The sequence below is a fragment of the Billgrantia pellis genome, from assembly GCF_008297955.1.
Classification (GTDB): domain Bacteria; phylum Pseudomonadota; class Gammaproteobacteria; order Pseudomonadales; family Halomonadaceae; genus Halomonas; species Halomonas pellis.
The window spans coordinates 246,454-271,324 of record NZ_VTPY01000001.1 but is presented as its reverse complement, the minus strand read 5'-3'; the positions used below and the strand labels follow the sequence as shown (position 1 = coordinate 271,324).

Genomic DNA, 24,871 nt, shown 5'->3' with positions numbered 1-24,871 from the left:
ATACGAAGGAAAGGGGTTCGAATGGATTCGAATTCTTGTTGAGTCAGTACGTTACCAGTCAGGCCCGAAACGTTTCGGGCCACCCCGAAAAAATCCACAGTATTATAAAGACAAGCGCGACCAAAGACCACACGGCCTAAGGTCGCAATAAGGGGTAGAAAACCGCCTGTCAAGCGGCTTCGGCTGGGTTCAATAGGCGTTGAAAGGCACTCGTTTCAGGGGTTGGGAAGGCCTCGATGGAGCGGGCCGACCGTCCGAAGACGTCGGCCCGGATAGCGTGAAGATGCTTGGATCCGCCATTTCCGACCCTGCCGGGTCGGAAACGTACGCTGCCTCGCAGCTAGCCCTGAGCGCGGGGCAACTTCAGAAAGTTCACGTTGGAGATGTGCTGCAGAATACGCACCACCTGGCAGCTGTAACCGAACTCATTGTCGTACCATACGTAGAGCACGGCCTGCTTGCCACTGGCGATGGTCGCCTTGGCGTCGACGATGCCGGCATGCCGGTTGCCCACGAAATCGGACGAGACCACCTCGGGCGAATCGACGAAGTCGATCTGCTTCTGGTAGGCGGAATCGATCGACATGCGACGCAGGTAGTCGTTAAGCGACGCAGCGTCGGTCTCGTGCCCTAGGGTCAGGTTGAGGATGGCCATGGACACGTTGGGGATCGGCACGCGGATGGCGTTACCGGTCAGCTTGCCGGTCAGCTCCGGCAACGCTTTGGCCACCGCCTTGGCCGCCCCGGTCTCGGTCAGCACCATGTTGAGCGGCGCACTGCGGCCGCGGCGGTCGCCCTTGTGGTAATTGTCGATCAGGTTCTGGTCGTTGGTGTAGGCGTGCACCGTTTCCACGTGCCCGCACTCGATGCCATACTCGTCGTTGAGTACCTTGAGCACCGGCACGATGGCGTTGGTGGTACATGACGCCGCCGAGAGGATGGTGTCGTTCTCTTCGATATCGCCGTGGTTGATGCCGAAGACGATGTTCTTGATGCCACCCTTGCCCGGAGCGGTCAGGAGCGCTTTGGACACGCCCCTGCACTGCAGATGCTGGCCGAGGCCCTCTTCGTCACGCCAGATGCCGGTGTTGTCGACCACGACGGCATTGTCGATACCGTACGCGGTATAGTCGATGTCGCTGGGTTTGTCGGCATAAATGACATGAATGACGTTGCCGTTGGCGGTAATGGTACGCGCTTCGGTATCGACGTGGATGGTGCCGTCGAAGGGGCCGTGTACGGAATCGCGGCGCAGCAGGCTGGCCCGTTTCTCGAGATCCTTGGCGATGTCGCCACGGCCGCGCACCACGATCGCACGCAGGCGCAGCAGGTTGCCGCCACCGGCCTTCTCCACCAGCACCCGGGCCAGCAGACGGCCGATTCGGCCGAAACCGTAAAGCACCACGTCCTTGGACCGGCCGTTGTTACCGTTCGGATCGTGCGCATCGACGATCTCGGCGAGTTCTTCACGCAGGAAGGCCTTGACGTCGCCATCCCCGCGTTTCTTGAACGCCACGCCCAGCTTCCCTACGTCGACATGGGCCGGCCCCAGGTTCAGCTCGGTCATGGCCTGGACCAGCGGCAGGGTATCCCGTACGGAGAGCTCGGTTCCCTCGACCTTCCTGACGAAGCGGTGATCCTTCAGGATGCGAATCACCGAGCGGTTGAAGAGCGAGCGCCCGTAGAGCGTGGTCACCACGTTATTGTGGCGGTAGAGGCTGCCGATCAGCGGGATCATTTGCTCGGCGAGCGCCTGGTTGTCGTGCCACTCCTGGAAGACGGTCTCGAGGGGTTGCTGACTCACGTGAAGCCTCTCTCATAGTCGGGAATTCCCTATCATTATCCCGTCCGCGCTTCGGTGGGGCAATCGAAGGATAGTCGCACGCGCTGTAGGGGGATTACAGGAAACAGAGTTTGACTACAAGCGTCGTGTGGGGCTGGTATGATGCCATTCCACTCTGCGCAGATGCTCTTCGACCGGCGGCGCAACCGGCCCCGACGGCCCGCATTCCACGACACACGACATGGCCTGACGACACCATGCCCAACTTTTCGCCACTCGAACCGCCACGCCCCCAGGGCGTCCGTGACACGCTCTACTGGCACATGCCGCCCGGCAGCGCAGCCGCCCTGGCGTTGGCCCATCTCGCCGACGATGCGCCGCTGCTGGTGGTCACTCCCGACACCGCGACCGCCCAGCGTCTCGAGAACGACCTGCGTTTCTTCGCCACGGTGCCGGTTCTGCCGTTTCCCGATTGGGAAACCCTGCCCTACGACAGCTTCTCGCCGCATCAGGACATTGTCTCGGAGCGCCTGCGCACGCTGCGCCGGCTACAGAATGGCGAGCATGGCATCGTGCTGGTGCCGATCAATACCCTGATGCAACGACTCCCCCCAGTCGACTATATCGCCGGGCGCGTGATGACGCTCGAGGTGGGACAATCGCTGGATCGCGAAGGATTCCGCGGAAGCCTTTCCCGGGCCGGCTATCGCGCCGTGGAGACCGTCTACGAACCAGGCGAGTACGCTCTGCGTGGGGCACTGATCGATCTTTTTCCGATGGGCAGCGACGGCCCACTGCGCATCGACCTGTTCGACGACGAAATCGACAGCCTGCGCCGCTTCGACCCCGATACCCAGCGCAGCCAGGATAAGGTCGAGCGCGTGGAGCTGCTGCCCGCCCACGAATATTCGCTGTCGCGCTCGGCCATTGCCTGCTTCCGTGAGGGCTTCGAGACGTTGTTCGACGTCGACCCGCGCCAATGCCCGCTCTACGTGGACGCCCTCAAGGGCATTCCCTCCCCCGGCCTGGAGCAGTACCTACCCCTGTTCTTCGAAGAGACGGCGACGTTATTCGACCATCTGGCCGAAGGCACTCGGGTCGCACTGCTTCCCGAGACCTATCCCGCCGCCGAGCATCATTGGGCGGCCATCGAGAGCCGCTACGAGAATCTCGGCGTCGATCCCACCCGGCCGCTGCTGCCACCGCACCGCGCCTTCGTGCCGGTGGCCGAAGCCTTCGGCGCCATCAAGCGCCATCCCCGCGTCGAACTGGTCGCCGACCCGGAACGGCGCCATGCCCAGATACCTGCCGCCCGCGCATTGCCCGACGTGGCGGTGAACGCCCGTGCGAAGCAGCCACTGGCAACTTTGGCGCGCTTTCTGGAAGAACACGGCGAGACCCGAGTGCTTTTCGTCGCCGAATCGCGAGGGCGCCGCGAGGCCCTGGAGGAAACCCTCGCCCCACTGCCCTTGACCCTCCCCCACGTCGAAGATTTCGCCACCTTCCTCGCCGGCGACATGCGCCTGGCCATCACCGAAGGCGAGATCGACGCCGGTTTATGGTTGGAGGACCCCAAGCTCGTCGTCATCAGCGAGACGGAACTTTTCGGTGACGTGGTGCGCCAGAGTCGACGCCGGGAGAAGGCGACGGACCTTGGCGAACTGGCGATCCGCCATCTCTCGGAACTGCGCCCGGGAGCGCCGGTAGTCCACCAGACCCACGGTGTGGGGCGATACCGAGGCCTGGAGCGACTCGAGGCCGGCGGCCAGGCTGCGGAATTCGTGGCGCTCGAGTACGCCGAGGGCGCCAAGCTCTACGTGCCGGTGGATAATCTGCATCTCATTTCACGCTATGCCGGTACCGACGACGAGCTCGCCCCGCTGCATCGCCTCGGATCCGAACAGTGGGACAAGGCCCGGCGACGCGCCGCCGAGAAGATTCGCGATACCGCCGCCGAACTGCTCGACGTCTACGCACGCCGCGAAGCGCGCGAGGGTTTCGCCTGCCCACCGCCAGACGAAGAGTATGCCCGCTTCGCCGCCCGTTTTCCGTTCGAGGAAACCCCGGATCAGCGCGCCGCCATCGCCGCGGTGATCGGTGACATGACCGCACCGCGCCCCATGGATCGCGTCGTCTGCGGCGATGTCGGTTTCGGCAAGACCGAAGTCGCCATGCGCGCCGCCTTTCTCGCCGTGCATTCAGGACGCCAAGTGGTGGTACTCGTACCGACCACCCTGCTCGCCCGACAGCACTACGAGAATTTTCGCGACCGGTTCGCCGATACCGCGGTGCAGATCGAGCTGGTTTCGCGTTTCACCGCCGGCAAGGGCCAGGCGGAGTCGCTCAAGCGCATCGAGAGCGGCCAGGCCGACATCGTGATCGGCACCCACAAGCTGCTCTCGAAATCAATGAAGCTATCCAAGATGGGACTTCTCATCATCGACGAAGAGCACCGGTTCGGCGTCGCCCAGAAGGAGCGTCTCAAGGAACTACGCGCCGAGGTGGACATCCTCACCCTCACCGCCACGCCGATTCCACGTACGCTCAACATGGCCATGAGCGGTATCCGCGACCTTTCGATCATCGCCACGCCGCCGGCCCGCCGCCTGTCGGTGAAGACCTTTGTCCAGCAGCGCGACGAATCGATCATCAAGGAGGCGATCCTTCGCGAAATTCTGCGTGGCGGTCAAGTCTACTACCTGCACAACGAAGTCAAGACCATCGAGACGGCTGCCGAGACGGTCCGCGCGTTGGTGCCGGAAGCGCGAGTGGCGGTCGCCCACGGCCAGTTACCCGAACGGGCGCTTGAGCGGGTCATGTCGGACTTCTACCACAAGCGTTACAACGTGCTGGTCTGCTCTACCATCATCGAGACCGGCATCGACATCCCCAGCGCCAATACCATCATCATCGAGCGTGCCGACAAGTTCGGCCTGGCCCAGTTGCACCAGCTGCGCGGTCGCGTAGGGCGCAGCCATCATCAGGCCTATGCCTACTTGCTCGCCCCGCCGCCGCGGGCGATCACCAAGGACGCCGTCAAGCGCCTTGAGGCGATCGGCGCCGCCGAGGATCTCGGCGCCGGCTTCACCCTGGCCAGCCATGACATGGAGATACGTGGCGCCGGCGAGCTGCTTGGCGAAGAGCAGAGCGGCCAGATGGAGGCCATCGGCTATACCCTTTACATGGAAATGCTCGACCGCGCCGTGGCCGCCATTCGTGCCGGCAAGATGCCCAACATCGAGGCGCCGCTCAACGAGGGCGTCGAAGTCAGCCTCAATTTGCCGGCGCTGATTCCCGACGATTATCTGCCCGACGTACAGCAACGCCTGGTGATGTACAAGCGCATCGCCAGCGCCAGCGACGAGGCAGAACTCAAGGAGCTGCAGGTGGAAATGATCGATCGCTTTGGCCTGCTGCCCGCACCGGTCAAGACCCTGATGCGCCAGACTCGGCTGCGTCAGCGCGCCGAGCGGCTCGGAATCGTGCGCCTCGAGGCCGGCACCGAACGCGGACGCGTGATCTTCGGCACCCAGACTCGCGTCGATCCGCTGGTCCTGGTCAAGTTGATCCAGGGGGCCCCAAAGCGTTATCGCCTCGACGGTGCCGATACGCTTCGCTTCGAGGCCGACATGGGCAACGAGGAGGCCCGCTTCCATGTCGTCGAGGAGCTCCTCGATACGTTAAACCGCAAGACCGAGGCCGCCTGACCGGTCTCATCGGTGCCGGGGCTCCCCCCGCGCCGCAGAACGCTATACTATGCGCAAATGTCTTATCGCAGATCGACACACCCGGCGCCACCTTGCAGTGGCGCTTGATCGTCGTGCTGAACGGTACCGGATGCCAGGAAGCGTCCCTCCGGCAGACGACCCAATGACGAGAAAGCAACGTTGATGAAGAATCCGACACTGGCCGTGCGACACGGCCTTGGTGCCGCCCTGCTGGGCCTGGTGACTCTGCTAGCCTCTCCCGCCATCGCCGAGGAAGGCGCCGAAGAGCGCGCCTCCCTGCCCCGTGGCCACTATCATTTGCCGGAAGAGGGCAACGTGATCGGCGAGGTCTATACCGTGACCGTCGAGGAAGGCGAAACGCTGCTCGATATCGGACGCCGACACAACGTTGGCTACGAGGGAATGCGCATGGCCAACCCCGAGGTCAGCATCTGGGCCCCTCGTCCGGGTACCGAGGTGGTCATCCCCTCGCAGCACATCCTACCCGATGCCCCGCGCGAAGGCATCGTGGTCAATCTCTCCGAGCTGCGTCTGTACTACTACTCACGCCCGGGCATCGTCGAGACGTATCCGATCAGCATCGGTCGCGACGGCTATGCCACGCCGGTCGGAGTCACCCGGACCACGGTCAAGGTGAAGGACCCCCACTGGTCTCCACCGCGCTCGATGCGTGAGGAAGCCGCCGCACGCGGCGAACCGGCCCCCTCCATCGTACCGCCTGGCCCCGACAACCCACTGGGTCGTCATGCCATCCTGCTCGGTCTGCCAAGCTATCTGATCCACGGCACCAACCGTCCCGACGGCGTCGGCATGCGTGCCAGCCGCGGCTGCATCCGCATGTTCCCCGAGGATATCGAGTCGCTCTACGAGCGCGTCCCGAGCGGCACCCCGGTGAACATCATCGACCAGCCGTTCAAGGTTGCCTGGTCCGCCGACGGGATTCTTTACGCGCAATCGTTCCCCCAGCTCGAGGAAAACCTCGGCACCTTCGAGCCGATCCTCAACGCCATGGAAATCGTGGCCGGCTCCTTCGGAGAGGACCCCGCGCCGATCGATTACGGCCAACTGCGCCAAGTGGTGGAACAGCCCGACGGCCGCCTGATTTCGCTGCTCCGGGTGGCCGAGGAGGAGCCTCTCTCGGAGGGAAGCGAGGAAGCGCTCGGCGGCGGCTTGTTCTCCGAACTGGAAATCAGCCAGCAGCCGGAGCTGTTCTCGGAACTCGAGGTCAGCCACCTCTGACCTGGCTGCCGCCACGGCGGACGACGTCCTGCCATTCTCCGCTGTGGTGAGCCTCGATCCGAACCAACGAGAAAACCCCGCCTAGGCGGGGTTTTCCTGTTGCAGAACCGCTACTGCCACTAAGGCAATGCGGCGTTCCGGCAGAATTACTTCTGCATGGAACGCTGGAACATGCGGTTCATTTCTTCGCGGTTCTGCTCGGACATCTGCAGAGCCGCCTGGGCGTCACGCTGCGCCTGGTTGGCTGTGTTCTGCGCCTGAGTCGCGATGCTGCGTGCTTCGGCAGCGTCGGCCTGAGCCGCTTCGGCAGTCTGGCGGACTTCGTCCAGCGCAGCGTTGGAGGCACAACCGGCCAGGATGGCCAGGGAAGCAGCAGCGGCGGTCAGCTTCAGGGTGGTCTTCAGAGTCATGGTGTTCTCCTTGAGTCTTCCTTGGTACTGCACACGTTGGTACAGCGGCGTTAATGAAGCCTGAGATCAGGCTATCCTGCTCAATGCAGGATTCTTGCAGCGACTGCTGCCAAGCACAGGAGTCAAACGCTGTTTTATAATACCCTACGGCGCTTGTCCATAGCTCGAAACGTCCCTTGCGTATCTAGAGCCTAGCGGATGACGACGCGAGTGCCAATGCCGATTAGCTCGGAAAGCCTGTCGATCTGCGAATCCGTCACCGCCACGCAACCCTGAGTCCAGTGATAGTTGGCATGTACTTCCGGGTCTGCCCTACCGAGGCCATGGATACCGATATAGCCTCCCAGCACGGTGCGCTGGGGTGGATAACCATGGCGCCGGTAGTAGGCGAAATAATCATCGTAATCTTGCTCCGTGTAAAGCCCTGATTTCAATGCCATGCGCGCATGCAATGGCGTCGGGTAGTCGAGCCCGATGAAGGTACGCCACTGACTCTCCCAGTTGAATCGGTTGACACGAAATTCCCCCTTCGGCGTGACATTGCCTCCTTCGGTGCGCTCTACGCTGGCCCCGCCCCGCCCCAGCGAGATCGGCGCGAATCGCTCGAGGCGGAGATTGCCGCGATAGACACTCAATGACGCCTCGACGTCATCGACGAGCACCCAGACTTCGTCGGCGTGACGCGGAGTATCGGCGCGCGCCAGTAGCGTCTCGATCAGGTTGGCGTTGGCCCGCTCGGCAAGGAGCAGTGTGAAAGGGGTAAGCAGCGCAAGCTGGCCGAAGCGACGGCGGGTGATGGAGATCATCGGCTCCTCATGCGGACTGAATCGATACGAGGCTCGGCGAGTTATAACGCATTCCAGCCTCCCATGTCTGTCGTCTTGGCGTAACTCCGCGTCGGACATGCCTTTGCGATTTTCATTCCGGAGGTTTGGATGTCTTCATGCCGTGAGAATCGCCCCCATGCGGAACACCTCGCGCAGCGAGGTGATGCCCGCCCCTGCCTTGGACAGACCGTCGGACAGCATCAGCGCCTCGCCCCGCTCGAGCAAGGCGCGGCGAAGCTCGGACTCGTCGGCATGGCGCAGTATTCGAGCATAGTCCTCCGGGGTGAGCTGCCAGATCTCGAATACCCCGATCCTGCCGCGGTAACCCAGGCCGTCGCACTGCGTGCAGCCCGGAGCGCTCCAGGTCAGCTCCGGCATCGACAGCCCGATGGCCTGCAGCCACTCGCTGTCGGAACGTTCCGGCGGCTGCCGAACACGGCAGTGTTGACACAGGCGACGCACCAGGCGCTGAGCGATCACCAGCCCGAGATTGGCTCCGATCTCGCTGTCGGAAAGTCCCAGTTGGCGCATTGACGTGACGACGCCCACGGCATCGCGACTATGCAGGGTGCCCATCAGCGAGCGACCGCTGCTGGTCACGCTCAGCGCCGCACGGGCCGACTCGACGTCGCGGATCTCGCCAATCAGCACGTAGTCAGGGTCCAGGCGCAGAAGCGAGCGGGTCCCGCTTTCGAAATTCAACCCATGATCCTTGTCCACCTGGACTTGGTTGATACCCGATATCCCGTATTCCACGGGATTCTCCAGAGTCACCACGTGACTGTCGGTCAGCCGCAGTTGGTTGAGCAATGTGTAGAGCGTCGTGGTCTTGCCGGCTCCGGTGGGTCCGGCCACCAGCAGCATGCTGCCGGTGGCATCCATCCAACGGCGTATCCCCATCGCCCCTTCCTCACCGATGCCCAGTGAGGCGGTATCGTCGAAGGTCTGCGGCGGCGCCAGGAAACGCACCGCAAGTTTCTCTCCCGCCACGCAGTGCACCGCCGTGACCCGCATGTAGAGCGCTTCTGTCCCTGGCTCGAATGCCCAGCTGAAGCTGCCCTCGGCGGTGGCCAGCGAAGGCACCGGATTGAGCCCCGACAGCACCTTGAACTGGTTGACCAGGCGCGCCCCCTGGCCGGACTCGATGCGCAGCGCATCGACGATGCGTCCATCGATGCGCAGGCGAATACGGTAGCCGTCATGGAGGGGGTCGAGATGGACATCGGTCGCCCTGGCCCGCAGGGCATCGTCGAGCAATGCGTGGGCTTCCAGGGCATTGCTGCCGGGGGCCGGCGCCGCTTCGAGCAGCGGGCGCAATGCCGGCATCAGGTGGGAGCGGTAGGTGTCTTGGCTATCGGGCATATCGCTTCCTCCGTGAAGAATCCACGCTCCGGCGGACCGAAGCGTGGTCGATGGAAGCAGTCTAGCCCAGCCTTTACCGCCTATTCCTTCTGTTCGACGGTAAAAATGTTTAACAGCTTGTCCTTCTTGCCGTAGAGATGTACCGACGTTTCGGGGAACGGGAAGCGATCCAGGTATTCGCTCGTACCGTTGAAGCGCGGCTTGTGCGCATGGATCATGGCCGCCAGCAGGCGCTCACGGTTCGCATGGCTGCAAAGCCCCATCGAGTACCAGAGCGTCTCGCCCGGCTCGAGGACGTCACGCCACGTCTCCTTGTCGGGGTGGTGCTGCAGGGCGTAGCGTACATTGCGGTGTTCGCCCACATAGAGAAGTTGCTTCACCTCCCTTTCCTGCGATTCAGAACCCCGGGTCGCACGAAAAACGCAGTAGATACCGGCGTCATCCGGTACCTCGCGCAATGAATCCTCATCCCAATAGCCAAGCATTTCGGGAGAAAGAAAGACACTGGAGCTATCGCTCATCGTGGATCTTTCCGGCATGGCGGTCTCCTTGCTCTGAGTCACCTACTGCAGTCTGGCACATAAACGCCACGACCTTCGAGCGACCGCCTGGCAATTGGCATGCGTTAGGTCCGCTCCCGCTACCGGATCGAGACCAGGCCCCCTCACCATTCTTGGCTGGTTTCGCGCAGTGTGGCAATCTCACGCTTGGCCTCCTGCAGGCAGGCCCGCATCTCTTCGCTCAACGCCGCGCCACTGCCCACCGCGATGAGTCCCGGCTGGGCAGCGTTCTTCCGGCGTGCCACGCCGTCACTGCCATGCAGGGCCTCGATGCGTACGAGCAGCCAGGCCAACCAACTCCCGGGGCGCGTCGCCAGCTCGCGCAGACGATGCAGTTCAGCGATGCCGGCCCCTTCCGGACCAAGCAGCTCTCGCCATTCGTGACGTGCGAAGCGCGCATGTTCGGTGACTTCACGCAGCAACGACTCCAGCGCCAGCTCGGTCAGGGCCAGTGCGGCCTCTTCGGCGGCCATGCGCCGGGCTTCGGCATGTTCGTCGTCGCCCGGCGCGGTATCGAGGATCAGCTCTGCCTGATAGAGCAACTGGTTGGTACGGGCTCGCGGGCTCACTTGCGCTTGTCCTCTATCTGCCACCTACCGTTAGCGTAGGACGCCTTCCACCCGGTCGCCTTGCCCTCCTCTTCGGTCATCACGAACTGCTCCTTCTGTTTGCGCGAGAAGCGGATCTGCGCCGGGCGACCTTCCGGATCCTCGCTGGGCGCATCAAGCAGGTAGCGATACTTTTCGGGCAGCTCGTCGGCGTGCGCCCGCAATTCGCGCACCAAGGGCGGGCGCGTCTCGCGATTGCGCGGGAACTTGCTGGCGGCAAGGAACAGGCCGCTGGCACCGTCGCGCAGCACATAGTGGTCTTCCACCTTCTGGCAGGTCAGCTCCGGCATCGGAATAGGGTCCATCTTGGGCGGGGCCACCTCGCCGTTGCGCAGCAGCTTGCGGGTGTTCTTGCACGCCTCGTTGGTGCAGCCGAAGTACTTGCCGAAACGCCCAGACTTGAGCTGCATCTCGCTGCCGCACTTGTCGCACTCGATGGTCGGCCCGTCGTAGCCCTTGATGCGGAACTTGCCGGGCTCGATCTCGTAGCCTTCGCAGTCGGGACTGTTGCCGCAAATATGCAGTTTGCGCGTCTCGTCGATCAGGTAGCTGTCCATCGCCGTGCCACACTTGGGGCAGCGGTGCTTGGCGCGCAGCGCCTGGGTCTCGGCCTCCTCACCGGCATCGGCAGGTACCGCCTCGTCGCCGGGCAGCAGGTCGATGGTGGTCTTGCAACGCTCCTTGGGGGGCAGGTTGTAGCCCGAACAGCCCAGGAAGACCCCGGTGGAGGCCGTGCGGATCTGCATCTTGCGCCCGCATGTGGGGCAGTCGATATCCGTGGGCACCGGCTGGTTGGGCCGCATGCCCTCCTCGCTTTCGGCCGCTTCGAGTTCTTCGCGAAACTCCGCATAGAACGCATCCAGCAGTTCACGCCAGTTGCGCTCGCCCTCGGCGACCTCGTCGAGACTATCTTCCATGCGCGCGGTGAAGGAGAAATCCATCAGGTCGGGGAAGGATTCCTTGAGCCGCTCGGTGACGATGTCGCCGAGTTTCTCGGCGTAGAAGCGCCGGTTCTCGAGCTTGACGTAGCCGCGATCCTGGATGGTGGAGATGATCGAGGCATAAGTGGAGGGACGACCGATGCCGCGCTTTTCCAGCTCCTTGACCAGGCTCGCCTCGGTGTAGCGCGCAGGCGGCTTGGTGAAGTGCTGCTGCGGATCGAGCGCCTCGAGACGCATCGGCGTGCCTTCGGCGAGATCCGGCAAGGCCTGGTCCTCGTTCTTGCCGGCCGGCTTCATGATCCGGGTATAGCCGTCGAACTTGAGCACCCGCCCCTTGGCCTTGAGCTCATAACCGTCGGCTTCCACGGTGAGTGTGCTGGAGAGGTATTCGGCCGGGGTCATCTGGCAGGCTACGAACTGGCGCCAGATCAGCTCGTACAGGCGCTCGGCGTCACGCTCCATACCCGCCAGGTCGGAGGCCATGCGATTGACATCGGAAGGACGGATCGCTTCGTGCGCCTCCTGGGCGCCCTCCTTGCTCGAGTAGCGATTGGGCGACTCGGGCAGGTAGCGCTTGCCGTACTCCCGTTCGATATGGTCGCGCGCCATGGCCACCGCATCCTGGGACAGGTTGGTGGAGTCGGTACGCATGTAAGTGATGTAGCCCGCCTCGTAGAGGCGCTGGGCCAGTGTCATGGTCTTCTTTACCGAGAAGCCGAGTCGCCCGCTGGCGGCCTGCTGCAGGGTCGAGGTGATGAAGGGCGCATTCGGCTTCGAACGGGTGGGCTTGTCCTCCCGCGCCGTGATGGCAAGGCTTGCCTTGCGCAGGCGTTCGATACGCTCGAGTGTCTCGGCTTCCGAAGTGGGGCGGAAGGGCTTGCCGTCCTGCCGCACCAGCTCGAAGCGCACCGGCTCGCCATCGCTCGAGACGAGATCGGCATGAACGTCCCAGAACTCTTCGGGCACGAAGGCGCGAATCTCGCGCTCACGCTCGACGATCAGGCGCACCGCTACCGACTGCACCCGGCCGGCCGAAAGACCGCGGGCGATCTTCGCCCACAGCAGGGGCGACAGCATGAACCCCACCACGCGGTCGAGGAAACGCCGCGCCTGCTGGGCCTCGACACGGGGAATATTGAGACTGCTGGGTTCCTTGAACGCCTCCTTGATCGCGTTCTTGGTGATCTCGTTGAACACCACGCGGCGATAGCGTCCGTCATCGCCACCGATGGTTTCCTTGAGGTGCCAGGCGATGGCCTCCCCCTCACGGTCCAGATCGGTGGCGAGATAGACGGCATCGGCCTTTTCGGCCAGCTTCTGCAACTCGGCAACCACTTTCTCCTTGCCGGGCAGAATCTCGTAGTGAGCCTTCCAGCCATGCTCCGGGTCGATGCCCATGCGTCGGATGAGCTGATCCTTGGCCTTGTGCTTCTTGTACTCGGCCTTCTCTTCGGGCGACATCTTGCGTGTCGCCGCCGCCTGTCGCGCGCGCTCCTTGGGATCGGAAGCCGCCTTGCCCGAGCCGCTGGTCGGCAGGTCACGGATATGACCCACGCTCGACTTCACGATGAACTCGCTGCCGAGGTACTTGTTGATCGTCTTGGCCTTGGCCGGCGACTCGACGATGACCAATGACTTGCCCATAGTGCTCCACATTCTGCACGGCGGGGTTCTGAGCCCCACCTGAACGGTTCCGGTCCACCGGTGCTTCGGCGGACGATCCTCGCGGGGTGAAAAATCCGCTTACCCTACCCCAGCCACCTGCTTCGCGCCAGTCACGACCGCTGCGGCGGAGTCAATCCCACATCGAGAACGTAGCATCAAGGTAGCGTCATAGGCGCGTCGGGCCAATGCCAGCGTTCCGAACGGTTACGCCCCCGCCGGAGGGACCGGCGGGGGCGCGGAGGGGTCGGGCCAGCGTGGAATCAGTCTTTCTTGCCAGATCGGCGCGAGGTCCGCTTGCCGCCGTTGCGCCGCGGCTGGTGCTCCTTCGATTCGGCGGCGCTCTTTCGGGCCGGCGGTGCGGCCAGCAGCCTCTCGACCTCATCGCGTGCCGCGACCTCGGCTTTGGCCCCGCGCTCGACCCGATCGTGCAGATCGGCCAAGGCCTGGCGACGCTCCGCCGGATCGGCTCGCTCGATCGCCTGCGCGAACAGCGCCCGGATATGCTCGTAGCGCTTGCTGGATCGTTCGGATAGCTCTCCACTGGCGGCCAGCACATGGTCGATATGGGCGAGATAGTCGCGGATCGCCTCTGCACTCTCCCCTTTCAACAGGGCGGGAATGGCATCGAGCGCCTCCTCGCGATGAAGCTTGAGAATGAAGAATTGTTCACGCACCAAGTGTTTGAAATCCGCAAGGCTGCTGCTGGGCTCCAGCTCGGCGCGGGATGCACGAAGACGCTTGAAGTTGCGCTCGTCCGTCGTGGGCGAACCGCCCAGCACATGGATGACCGAACGCATTACCGCCTCATGGCTACCCCCTTCCGCCACGCGATGGCGCAACTCGTCCTGACGCCGCTCGATGAAGCGGCGATGCTCCGGTTCGCTGCCCGGACGGCGACGATGCACATGAGCGTCACCGCCCAACCCCACCATCGTTTGCAGCAGAGGCTGTCCATACACGGTGAGGAATGCCTGCTCGATGCTTTGGTCGCGTATCTCGCGCCACGTATCCAGTCCATGGCTGATCTGCGACGAAACGGTTTTCTCCAGCGTGCGGAAGAGGTTGTTTTCGTCGATCGGATGGCGGTCCTGGCGCACCCAGTCCGCCAGCACCGGGAGCGGAACCGACAGTGGATTGCGATCGGAAAGCAGCTTGTAGCCGAGGCGAATCGGATGGAGACGGCGTATCAGGCGGGATGCCTCGGAAGTCATCACGGCACGAATCCAGGGTTGCCAGAACAGGCGGTAGAGTCCCAGATTGATCTCCGAGATTCGTGCCACCGTGGCAAAGCGAGTGTCATCGTCCTCGCGGTGATGCAGAACGTCGCGATTGAGCCCCTCGATCGATCGTGGCTTGAATTCGAGCAGGTAATCCCGCTCCAGGAGCTCGGCGTCGTCGCGCTCGGCGGCACTGGTCACAGAGGTCTCGTAGAGTCCCGGCGGCAGCACATCGATATAATCGATGTTGGCGGTGAATTCGGCATGCTCCTTGCGCGATACGCTGCTCGACACGAAGATGCCCAAGTGACCGGTGCTGTCGTGCACGCAGTAGACGATGGTCTGTTCGTTGGCGATGATGTCGTCGATGCCATCGTAAAGGTCGCGCACCCAGCCCAGCGCCTGGGGAGGCGGCGTGATGTCGTCTCCCTGGGAGCAGAACACCACCACCGGCGATCGCACGTTGCGCAGGTCGATGCGGCGGCCGTCGGAGGTGACCAGTTGGGCGGTCGAGAGTCGATTGCCGATGAACAGGTTGTCCACGATGTACTGGATTTCTTCGCCGCCCAGCACCACATGACCGCCCCACCAGCGTTCGAAATTCAGGTAGCGCTCCGCTTCGCTATCCACGTTCGCATAGAGCCGATACTGCTTGTCCCACCACGTATTGGCCGGATTGAGGCGTTCGAAGTTCTGAACCAGCAGCGCACCGTCGAACAGCCCGCTGCCCAGATCGCTGGCCAGCGTCGTCATCCAGCTACCGCCGGTCATGCCGCCGGTGTAGCGCATCGGCGCACGCCCCCGCTCGCCGGCCCAGTAGGAGAGCGGCGCGCCGGCAATCAGGATCGGCCCGAACGCATCGGGCTCCAGCGAGGCCGCCATCATGATCTGCCAGCCGGCCTGACAATTGCCCACGACCATGGGTTTCTCGCAGGATTCCGGATGCAGCTCGACGACACGACGCAGAAAGGCGATTTCCGCCTCGACCACGTCTTCGACGGTCTGCCCCGGCTCGGGGTAAGGCAAGAAACCGATGAAATAACAGGGATGGCCGGCGCGCAGAGCGACACCAATCTCGCTGTCCGGCTTGAAGCCGCCGATGCCCGGCCCGTGGCCGGCTCGCGGATCAACCACGACGAAGGGGCGCGACCGGGGGTCGATCTCGACTCCCGCCGGGGGAAGAATCTTCATCAGCTCGTAATTGACCGGCCGCGGCAACGCGCGGCCATCCATTACGACTTCGGCGTCGAAACCGAGTACATTGGGCTTGGTCTTCTCGATGTGTTCGAGATACTGGTTGCCCCGCTCACGCATCACGTCCATGTAAAGCACACTGCGTTCGACGGCATCGCGCCAATAGTCGAAGGCGGCACGGCCGATACCGAAAGGATCAAGGAAACTGAGCGCCTCGGTAGGCGGTGTCGGCATCAGTGAGTTCATGTTCGACTCCAAAGGTTCGCCGACGTCGAGCGTTTCGACATCGGGAAGACACTGTTTTGCTGCGCTGCAACAAGCATAGTACGCCCTGCGCCGTTAGGACGCAGCCGTTTTTGTGGTTTTTTTGTGTCTGTCGCTATGGCGGCGTTCATTCCCGAGGGTCGCCTGGGTTAGCGGTCGTTCCCAACTCGCCACCCCATTCCACCAGCGCGCGCCGCTCTCGTCGCCTCGCCTCGGCGACATCACGCCCCCAGACCAGTAGCCGCGCTTCGGTTGCCACGGCGGATACGGGTCGATCCAGCCTGACGCCCGGACCGCCTCCCAACTGTCCCGCACCGTGAACGAGTCGTCGCCAGCGCGCCTGACCGGGGCGGCCCGGGCCATGCCCCATCGGCCCGACCCGGGGCCGTTTCAGGCGCTCCCCCGCCACCAGCCGCATCAGCTCGATCGACAGGTCGAGGCCGGTCAGCACTTCGGCGAGCCCTTCAAAGCCGGTCAGCCCCGGCCGCATGGCAACGAAACCGAGACGATTACCGACCAGAGTGAAGCTCAGCGTCGCCAGCCCCACCAGCCCCACGGCACGCGCCCCCTGGATGGCAAGCTGCCCGAGATAGGCGCGCTGCTCCGGCGTGAGCCGCTCGCTGGGGGCGACGGCAAGGGTATCATCGAGCACCTCATGTTCGATCAGCGCCAGTGCCTGCCCTCGGGTATCGGCCAATACCGGCAAATGCACGCAGGGTGCCCGATAGCGGGAGTCACCCAACGGCAGCCCTGCCTCGCGCATCAGTTGTCGGCTGGCGGCCTCGTCGCACATGGCGGCGATCAGCGATTCTCGTGGGCCGACAAAGGCCAGGCCGGCCAGGCGGCAGGCGCGTGCCAGGTGCCACTGAGCTTCGGTCGCCTCCTCGCCGGGATGCACTGCCCTGCAGCCGAGCCGTAGGGCGCGCTCCACGAGCTCCTCGCCATCCACGGCGTTGCGCCAGGCCAGGCCGAGCTCCGTACAGGCCTGCTCCGCGCGCAGGGTTGCCAGGCCGTTTCCGGCCAGCATCACGCGCTGCCAACCCAAGACATGTCCCGAATCGTTATCGTCGGCTTGCATGCCGCCAGTCTCCTTGCCACCGCGGCGCTCGGCATGACCACGGCCGGCGGCGGTGATAGCATGAAGTGAGTTGCCTCCACCGGGCGCGCTGCGCCCTTCAGCGGATCGACCGATGACGACGCCAAGGCTGTTGAATCGCCTGACCTTTCGCCAGCTCCAGGTTTTCCAGGCCGTACACCGCCAGCAGTCCTATTCGCGAGCGGCCGAACAACTGGGCCTGACCCAGCCGGCGGTCAGCGCCCAGATTCGTCAGCTCGAACAGGCACTGGGGCAGCCGCTGTTCAAATATGCCGGCAAGACGCTTCATGTATTGCCTGCCGCCGACGCCATGGCCGCTTCGACACAAGCCATTTTCGGCCAACTTTCGAACCTTCAGATGGCCTTGTCGGACATGTCCGGAACCATCTCGGGCGAGCTCAACCTGGCAGCCGTTTCCACCGCCCAGTATGTGGTACCTCACCTGATAGCACTTTTTCGGGCCCGCTATCCCAACGTGCAGGTACGGCTGCAAGTCTGCAACCGCAGCCAGGCACTCGAGCGCCTTGCCGCCCGCCGCGACGATCTGGTGATCATGGCCATGGTGCCCGAGGACGACGACAACCTCGTCTTCATGCCGTTCCTCGACAACGAGCTAATCCCGGTGGTCTGGCCCGGTCACCCGCTGCTCGAGGCACGCTCGCCGACACTGGAGGATCTGGCTCGCCACTATGTCCTGATGCGCGAGCCGGGCTCGGGCGTGCGCACCGCCTTCGAACAGCTAGCCGCCGAGCAGGATGTCGCGCTTCACCACACCATGGAGCTCGGTACCAACGAGGCCATCAAGCAGGGCGTAATGGCCCACCTCGGCGTCGCGGTTCTGCCGCGACTGGCCGTGCGTCTGGAGCTCGGTGCGGGGCTGCTGGCCGAGCTGGCGCTGCCGGGATTCCCGTTGCGCCGCTCTTGGTGCACGGTCTACCCCCGCGATCGCTTTCCCACCCCGGTGACCGAACTGTTCCTGCGCTTCGTGCGTGAGCGACTCGGCGAAATCGACGCCCACTTTCGGGCGCCGCCGCAGCCGATGCCCGATCATGGCGTGATCTGCCTGCCGATACCGCCCGCATAGGGCGTGGTCGTCTGTCCCCCGGTGAACGGGGTATGGTAGATTAATGGCCTGCGACCAACGTATCAATCTGCATACCATGTGGCCGTCTCGGACGCCTCGGGCAAGGCGACATGGTCTGGCAGCGCCGAGTGGAGGGGCTCACACCCTATGAGCGACAACGCCTCAAAACGTGTGCCGAGCGGGGAAAAATTCCGCAACGAACACGGCATGGCCGTGATCAAGGATGGCATCAAGCAGCGCAAGCAGGTCGAGGAGCGTCCGGAGACGCACCGCAAACCGCAATGGCTGCGCGCCCAGATCCCCGGAGGCGACCGCTTCGAGGCGGTGAAGCGTAACGTCAACGAGCACCGGCTGAGCACCGTCTGTGCCGAGTCCCACTGTCCCAACATGGGCGAGTGCTGGAGCAACGGCACCGCTACCATCATGTTGATGGGCTCGGTATGCACACGCGCCTGTCGCTTCTGCGCGGTCGATACCGGCAATCCGCGCGGCTGGCTCGACCACGAGGAGCCGGCCAACACGGCCAAGTCGGTCGAGCTGATGGGGCTGCGCTACGTCGTGTTGACTTCGGTCGATCGGGATGATCTGCCCGACGGCGGCGCCGGCCATTACGCCGATTGCATTCGTGCGATCAAGTCCAATACGCCGGCGGTCGTCGTCGAGGCGCTGACTCCCGACTTCGATGCCGACCCGACGGCCATCGAGCGCGTGGTCGATTCGGGGCTGGAAGTCTTCGCCCAGAACGTCGAAACGGTGGAACGTCTGACGCACACCGTGCGCGACCCGCGCGCCGGTTATCGCAAGACGCTGAATGTCCTGGCCCACGCCAAGCGCCACAAGCCCGGGGTGCTGACCAAGACCAGCCTGATGTTGGGGCTCGGCGAAACCGACGAGGAAATACTGGCCACCTTAGACGACCTGCGCGAGATCGGCGTCGATATCGTCACCCTCGGCCAGTACCTGCGCCCCACCCGAAACCACCTGCCGGTGGAGCGCTGGGTCACGCCCGAGGAATTCGAGCGCTATCGTCGCCTGGGTCTGGAGAAGGGCTTCATGGAAGTGGCCTCGGGCCCGCTGGTACGTTCCAGCTACCGTGCCGATCGGGTGTTCGAGAAGAACAACCTGGGCCTCGCCGCTCCCGCTGACATACCGGGACAGACCCCCGATCCCAACCGCATCGACGCCATCAACGTCGGCTGATCGACCCACTCAGCCCCAGCGCAAGAGGCGACCCGTTCGCGGCCGCCTCTTGCGTTATCGAATCCCGCCTACCGGTTGTTCGCCACCACGCTCAAGAGATCGATGTCTCGCCTATCGCGTGCGGGTGTGCGGTATCGGCTTCGACCAGCACACGCCCCAGCTCGCGGGCCAGGCAGTGCGCTAGCCGAGCCCCCACCGTCTCGACGCCGGGACAGTCAACGATCAGATCGGCGAGCCGCGTCATCGTCATGCCGGCATAACCGCAGGGATTGATCCGCGAAAACGGAGCCAGGTCACCGTTTACGTTGAGCGCCACACCGTGAAAGCTCGCCCCTCGGCGAATGCGTAATCCCAGCGAGGCGATTTTGGTCTCGCCCACATAGACGCCGGGTGCATCGGAACGCGCATGAGCGCGAACGCCATACTTGCCCAGCAGCACGACCACCGCATTTTCCAGAGCGGTGACCAGTTCGCGAACGCCGAGACGTGCGCGACGCACGTCGAGCAGCGGATAGAGCACCACCTGGCCGGGCCCATGATAGGTTACCTGCCCTCCCCGATCGGTCTGCACCACCGGAATATCGCCCGGCAACAGTAGGTGCTCGGGCTTGCCCGCCTGCCCCTGGGTGAACACCGGATAATGCTCCACTAGCCAGAACTGATCGGAGGTGCCGGTATCGCGGTTATCGGTGAACGTGCGCATGGCCTGCCAGACGGGCATATAATCACGCTGTCCCAGGCGATGGAGCACGATCGGTGCGAGCGAGGCGGCGCCCATCAGACCACCATATGCACGCGGCCAGTGGCCTTGAGTTCGGCAAACAGTGCCTTGAGCTGAGCCTCGCCCGTGGCTCGTAGCGTCAGCCGCACCGACTGGAAACGCCCGTTGCGGCTCGCAACCACCTCCAGGCGAGTGGCATCGAAGTCGGCATCGTGGCGCGATACCACCTGGCACACGGTGGCGGGAAAGTCATCGGCGGCATCCCCCACCACTTTGATCGAATAATCGCAGGGGAAGGTGATCGTAGGGGCAGGGCCGACGGTCCGCGCGGCCCTCGTCTGTCGCATGTCACGCAGTGTCTTGTCGCTCATGATTCTCTGCCGAAGGCAATTTCCGAGTATTCTACTCAACCTTTCCCCGGCAACCAAGGCGATCGCCGGGTTGTTGCACGAGGCGACGAACGTAGAGATTCAGAGCGCTTTAAAACCAACCGCCCAACAGGTTGGCGAAAAAGCGGCGCACCTGGTCGAACAGCCGCTTGAACAGGCCGCCCTCCTCGATCGCCTCCAACGCCACCAGGGGCTGCTCGCCGACCACTTCTTCACCCAGACGCACTTCCAGGGTGCCCACGCGCTCACCGAGATTGATCGGTGCCGTTAGGTCCGGTCGGATGTCGAGCCGTGCGTTCAACTCTTCACTGCGCGACCGCGGCAGGGTCATGTAGACCTCCTGGTCGACCCCCAGGCGCAGTTCGTTCTTCTCTCCGCCCCAGACGCGGGGCGAATTGAGCACCGCTCCCTGATCGTAGAGTTTCATCGTCTCGTAGTAGCGAAAACCGTAGCTGAGCAGCTTTTGGGTCTCCTGGGCACGCGCCTCCTCGGAACTGGTTCCCATCACCACCGAGATCAGACGCATGCCATCGCGTTCGGCCGATGCCACCAGGCAATACCCCGCCTCGTCGGTATGGCCGGTCTTCAAACCATCCACCGACGCATCGCGCCAAAGCAGCCGGTTTCGGTTCGGTTGCCTGATATCGTTGAAAGTGAAGTATTTCTCTGCGTAGATGGCGTAGTGCTCGGGATAGTCGCCGATGATGTATTGGGACAACAGCGCCAGATCCCGAGCCGAGGAATAGTGCTCAGGATGCGGCAGGCCCGTGGCGTTGACGAAGTGGGTATTGTTCAGGCCGAGCCGGGAAGCGTGTTGGTTCATCATGTCGGCGAAGGGGCCCTCGCCGCCAGCCAGATGCTCGGCCACGGCGACGCTGGCATCGTTGCCGGACTGGATGATGATGCCGTAGAGCAGGTCGCGAATCGATACCTGCTTGCCCACCTCGATGAACATCTTGGAGCCTCCCGTCCGCCAGGCGTTCTCGCTGACCGGCACCATGTCGTCCAGCGCGATGTTGCCTCGGTCCAGTTCGCGCTCGACCAAGTAGGCGGTCATCAACTTGGTCAGGCTGGCAGGCGGCAGGCGCTCATCGGCGTTGTGCTCCGTCAACACCTTGCCACTGTTGGCATCCATGAGTATCCACGACTTGGCGGCGATCTGCGGCGGCGAGGGTACGATGGCCTGCGGTGTCGGTGCCGACTGGGCCAGGGCCTGGGAAACGAACAGCAGCAGGCACGTCAATAACGCCGGCATCAATCGTAGAGGGAAACAACGGAATAGCACTTGCATGGGCATGGATGTCATCGCTACGTCGAGAGGATCAAGGGAAGGCGCCGATCAGTCGGCGCCGTTGACGATAAAGGCCTGGTCGAAGCCGGCCCGCCTGAGCTCGTCGCGCACGGGTTCCACCTGCCCCGCATGAGCCAGGGGGCCGACCTGGACACGGTACATGCCGGTGGCATCCGAGACACGCACGGGATGCGACAACTCGCTCTCCAGCCGCGCTTTGAGCGCACGCGCATTGTCGGCAGACCCCAGCGCCGCGATCTGCAGGTAAATGGGTTGGCCGTCGGTAGCACCGCTTCCGGCCGAAGCGACGCGAGGCGACGCTGAAGGCTCGGTTATAGCCGCGCTCTCAGTGCGAGGAGCCGGTCTTGCGGCGGCCTCCGCGGGCGCCGGTTGAGCAGCACGCGATACCTCTTGGTTCGCCCCGCCACGCCCATTCTCGGCCAACCATGCCTCGGGGTCGATCGCTTCGACTTTCACCCGGCCGGTACCGCGATCAAGTATGTCCAGACGCGCCGCCGCGGCATAGGAGAGATCGATCTCGCGGTCGTTGTGGAAGGGTCCACGATCATTGACCCGCACGATGACCGAACGTCCGTTGTCCAGGTTGGTCACCCGGGCAAACGTCGGTAGCGGCAGGGAGCGATGCGCGGCGCTCATCTTGTACATGTCATAAATTTCGCCATTGGACGTGGCGTAGCCGTGAAACTTTTCGCCGTACCAGGAAGCGGTTCCCTGGCGCACGTAACCTCTGGCGTCGGGCAACACGCGGTAGCTCTTGCCCCAGACCTCATAGACCGGCCGATTGCCGCCACGCGATGGCTCTTCGATACGTGGCACCGCATCGGGAATCTCGCTGACGTCGGGCGGATCCTGCGGGTAGGCGTCACCGCTCAAGGCGTAGCGCGCCCCGCCACCGGAAGGTGCCTGCGACGAGGCTTCGCGCTGTCCCGACGTGCCGGAGCCACTGCCGGCACATCCCGTCAGCAGCGCGAACGCCACCAATACCACCAACAGCCTCCTCATGATTCGTCCTCCGCCCCATCGCCCCGCGAGGCCAGCGGAAAAGGCTCGAGTTCACGCATCTCGGCGATCGCCTCGGCCAGCTCCGTCACGGCCATGGCATAGAGATGGCTATGGTTGTAGCGCGTGATGACGTAGAAATTGTCATGACCGACTCGATAGCGCCAAGCCTGCTCGTCCCGTTCCAGCGCCAGCGGAATCACTTTGGTTGCCTCGTCGAGCGGGGTTTCGACATGCACCTCCGCTGCAGCCAGTTCGCCCAGGGTCGCATAGGGCCGTTGCGTGCGGTTGAAGGCGATAACGTCGGGAGGTGTCTCGGGGCCGGTGGCCTCGTGGTAGGTGGGCTCGCCCCGGCGCCAGCCATGCTCGGCGAAGTAATTGCCCACACTGCCGATGGCGTCTACCGGATTGGCCCAGAGATCGCGCAGCCCGTCACCGTCGAAATCCACGGCGTAGGCACGATAGCTGGTGGGAATGAATTGCGGGTAGCCCATGGCACCGGCGTAGGAGCCCTTCAGGCTACCGGGAACCACTCCCTGCTCGTGGGCAATCTCGAGAAAAGCGGCCAGCTCGCCACGGAAGAAACCGCCGCGTTCGGGATGATGAAAGGCCAGTGTCGCCAGGGAATCGAGCACACGATGCCTGCCGGTATAGCGACCATAGCTGGTCTCGACGCCGATGATCGCGGCAATCACCTCTGCCGGCACGCCGAACCTCTCCTCGGCACGTGCGAAAGCGTCGGCGTGGGCTTCGATGAAGGCAACTCCGCGGCTGATACGCTCGGGCTTGAGAAAGATATCGCGATACTGGTCCCAGCGCAGGTGCCGCTCGGCCGCTCCCGCCATGGCATCGAGCACCCCCTGCTGGAAATCCGCATCGCGCAGCGCCGCCTCCAGCCAGTCACGTGGCACTTCGCGCTCGGCAAGCTCTTCCACCAGCGCTCGCGCCTCCTCGTGCCGGGACGGGTCGAAATCCGCAGCATGCAATCCCGGCGTCGGCCACCAAAGGGCCGCCACCGTCAACGCGGCACCGCCGGCCCCCATCCACTTCTTCGATGGCATCATGCACTCCCTACTTGGGGCCTCTTCGCCTGGGCCGTGCGTCGCCGTACGTCAACGCGGCAGCAGACGACGGTGCCCATGAATGGACATGAGAATACCGAATCCCGCCAGCAAGGTCACGCTGGAGGTCCCTCCATAGCTGACCAATGGCAAGGGGACGCCGACCACCGGGAGGATGCCGCTGACCATGCCCACATTGACGAAAACGTAAATGAAGAACGTGAGGATGATGCTACCGCCGAGCAAGCGACCAAAGGTGTCATGAGCGGCCATCGACAACCACAAGCCACGCAGGATGATCAGCAGATAGAGCAGCAGCAGCACCAACATGCCCACCAGCCCGAGTTCTTCGCCCAGTACCGCGACGATGAAATCGGTATGCCGTTCGGGCAGGAATTCCAACTGGGATTGGGTGCCCTGCAACCACCCCTTGCCCCATAAACCGCCGCTGCCGATCGCCGTGGTCGATTGAATGATATTCCAGCCAGAGCCCAGCGGATCGCTTTCGGGATTGAGGAAGGTCAGCACCCGCTGGCGTTGGTAGTTGTGCAGGTTAATCCACAAAAGCGGTAGCGCTGCGGCCGCAGCGACGAGAAGAAAGACGATAAAGCGCCAGGAGAGCCCCGCCAGCAGTACCACGAAAATGCCTGCACAAGCGACCAGCAGGGAAGTCCCCAGGTCGGGTTGCTTGGCGATCAGTACCACCGGCAGTCCCAACAGCGCGGCACACATCAGCAGATCCTTCCAGCGCGGCGGCAATTGTCGCCGACTCAGCCATGCCGCCAGCATCAGCGGCATGGCCAACTTCATCAGTTCCGACGGCTGGAAGCGGATCACGCCGGGTATCTCGAGCCAGCGCTGCGCGCCCATGCCCATGTCGCCCACCAACTCGACCGCCACCAGCATCAGCACGCCGATGCCATAAATTGGCGGCGCCCACCGTATTAGCGTGGCGGGAGGCACTTGCGCCAGCACCAGCATGGTAGCGAGAGCCACCAGGAAGCGTGTGCCCTGGGCGATAACGACCTCGATGCGCTGGCCGCTGGCGCTGTAGAGCACTCCAAGCCCCGCCATCAACAGTACCAGCAGCAGCAGCAGCAGCCAGGGGTCGAGATGCACCCTCTCCCAAATACCCTTGCGCCGCGATATCCCGCTCTCCGGGGCTCGCGTAGGTCGGCCCCGCAGGGCCCGGGTCAATCCATTCATGGCCA

Annotated in this window: 19 protein-coding genes; 4 read left to right on the top strand and 15 right to left on the bottom strand. The window is 63.7% G+C overall.

The genetic code is table 11. The features are described from left to right. Positions 1-340 precede the first annotated feature (340 nt). A complete protein-coding gene (locus tag F0A17_RS01305) occupies positions 341-1,804 on the bottom strand; it encodes a glyceraldehyde-3-phosphate dehydrogenase (protein ID WP_149326532.1) in 1,464 nt (487 codons plus the stop codon). Between the two features lie 236 nt (positions 1,805-2,040). Between F0A17_RS01305 and mfd the strand changes: the two genes are divergently transcribed. Together mfd and F0A17_RS01295 are read left to right on the top strand one after the other, a co-directional pair. After that, positions 2,041-5,490: a transcription-repair coupling factor gene (mfd, locus tag F0A17_RS01300; RefSeq protein ID WP_149326531.1), complete on the top strand. Its 3,450-nt coding sequence runs from the start codon at positions 2,041-2,043 to the stop codon at positions 5,488-5,490. 183 nt (positions 5,491-5,673) lie between these two features. Then, on the top strand, positions 5,674-6,750 hold the full coding sequence (locus tag F0A17_RS01295) for a L,D-transpeptidase family protein (protein ID WP_149326530.1): 1,077 nt from the start codon (positions 5,674-5,676) through the stop codon (positions 6,748-6,750). A gap of 146 nt (positions 6,751-6,896) precedes the next feature. Here the strand turns inward: F0A17_RS01295 and F0A17_RS01290 are convergent, their stop codons facing one another. The 8 genes from F0A17_RS01290 to F0A17_RS01255 all read right to left on the bottom strand — a co-directional run bounded on the left by F0A17_RS01290 (position 6,897) and on the right by F0A17_RS01255 (position 16,876). Then, a complete protein-coding gene (locus tag F0A17_RS01290) occupies positions 6,897-7,160 on the bottom strand; it encodes an Lpp/OprI family alanine-zipper lipoprotein (protein ID WP_149326529.1) in 264 nt (87 codons plus the stop codon). Positions 7,161-7,351: 191 nt separating this feature from the next. Further along, the gene (locus F0A17_RS01285; RefSeq protein WP_149326528.1) at positions 7,352-7,966 is read right to left on the bottom strand and encodes a L,D-transpeptidase family protein; all 615 of its coding nucleotides are present in this window, start codon (positions 7,964-7,966) and stop codon (positions 7,352-7,354) included. 135 nt (positions 7,967-8,101) lie between these two features. Then, positions 8,102-9,349, bottom strand: coding sequence for a GspE/PulE family protein (locus F0A17_RS01280; protein ID WP_149326527.1), 1,248 nt, complete (start codon positions 9,347-9,349; stop codon positions 8,102-8,104). An 80-nt stretch (positions 9,350-9,429) separates the two neighbouring features. Next, positions 9,430-9,888, bottom strand: coding sequence for a hypothetical protein (locus tag F0A17_RS01275; RefSeq protein WP_149326526.1), 459 nt, complete (start codon positions 9,886-9,888; stop codon positions 9,430-9,432). 125 nt (positions 9,889-10,013) lie between these two features. Next, positions 10,014-10,478 carry a DUF6586 family protein gene (locus tag F0A17_RS01270; protein WP_149326525.1) on the bottom strand — a complete coding sequence of 155 codons (465 nt, stop codon included), beginning with the start codon at positions 10,476-10,478 and terminating at the stop codon, positions 10,014-10,016. Continuing rightward, positions 10,475-13,102: a type I DNA topoisomerase gene (gene topA / locus F0A17_RS01265; RefSeq protein ID WP_149326524.1), complete on the bottom strand. Its 2,628-nt coding sequence runs from the start codon at positions 13,100-13,102 to the stop codon at positions 10,475-10,477. Before topA ends, F0A17_RS01270 begins: the two co-directional genes overlap by 4 nt. A gap of 281 nt (positions 13,103-13,383) precedes the next feature. After that, positions 13,384-15,780 (bottom strand): DUF3141 domain-containing protein, encoded by a 2,397-nt coding sequence (locus tag F0A17_RS01260; RefSeq protein ID WP_149326523.1) that lies wholly within the window; start codon positions 15,778-15,780, stop codon positions 13,384-13,386. A gap of 145 nt (positions 15,781-15,925) precedes the next feature. Continuing rightward, positions 15,926-16,876: an ATP-binding protein gene (locus tag F0A17_RS01255; protein ID WP_149326522.1), complete on the bottom strand. Its 951-nt coding sequence runs from the start codon at positions 16,874-16,876 to the stop codon at positions 15,926-15,928. A gap of 112 nt (positions 16,877-16,988) precedes the next feature. On the opposite strand from F0A17_RS01255, the gene F0A17_RS01250 reads away from it, so the two are divergent. Both F0A17_RS01250 and lipA read left to right on the top strand, forming a co-directional pair. Beyond that, the gene (locus F0A17_RS01250; protein WP_149326521.1) at positions 16,989-17,978 is read left to right on the top strand and encodes a LysR family transcriptional regulator; all 990 of its coding nucleotides are present in this window, start codon (positions 16,989-16,991) and stop codon (positions 17,976-17,978) included. Positions 17,979-18,125: 147 nt separating this feature from the next. Then, on the top strand, positions 18,126-19,178 hold the full coding sequence (lipA, locus tag F0A17_RS01245) for a lipoyl synthase (protein ID WP_149326520.1): 1,053 nt from the start codon (positions 18,126-18,128) through the stop codon (positions 19,176-19,178). Positions 19,179-19,269: 91 nt separating this feature from the next. On the opposite strand, the gene lipB is transcribed toward lipA, so the two are convergent. From lipB to rodA, 6 genes are all read right to left on the bottom strand, one after another. Further along, positions 19,270-19,956 carry a lipoyl(octanoyl) transferase LipB gene (lipB, locus tag F0A17_RS01240; protein WP_149326519.1) on the bottom strand — a complete coding sequence of 229 codons (687 nt, stop codon included), beginning with the start codon at positions 19,954-19,956 and terminating at the stop codon, positions 19,270-19,272. Beyond that, positions 19,956-20,270 (bottom strand): HP0495 family protein, encoded by a 315-nt coding sequence (locus F0A17_RS01235; protein ID WP_149326518.1) that lies wholly within the window; start codon positions 20,268-20,270, stop codon positions 19,956-19,958. Before F0A17_RS01235 ends, lipB begins: the two co-directional genes overlap by 1 nt. 109 nt (positions 20,271-20,379) lie before the next feature. Continuing rightward, a complete protein-coding gene (locus F0A17_RS01230) occupies positions 20,380-21,543 on the bottom strand; it encodes a D-alanyl-D-alanine carboxypeptidase family protein (protein ID WP_149326956.1) in 1,164 nt (387 codons plus the stop codon). Between the two features lie 84 nt (positions 21,544-21,627). Continuing rightward, on the bottom strand, positions 21,628-22,602 hold the full coding sequence (locus tag F0A17_RS01225; RefSeq protein ID WP_149326517.1) for a septal ring lytic transglycosylase RlpA family protein: 975 nt from the start codon (positions 22,600-22,602) through the stop codon (positions 21,628-21,630). After that, positions 22,599-23,660, bottom strand: a complete 1,062-nt coding sequence (mltB, locus tag F0A17_RS01220; RefSeq protein ID WP_228716767.1) for a lytic murein transglycosylase B — start codon at positions 23,658-23,660, stop codon at positions 22,599-22,601. The genes F0A17_RS01225 and mltB overlap by 4 nt, the downstream gene beginning before the upstream one ends. Before the next feature lie 51 nt (positions 23,661-23,711). Next, a complete protein-coding gene (gene rodA, locus F0A17_RS01215) occupies positions 23,712-24,866 on the bottom strand; it encodes a rod shape-determining protein RodA (protein ID WP_422670309.1) in 1,155 nt (384 codons plus the stop codon). Positions 24,867-24,871 lie beyond the last annotated feature (5 nt).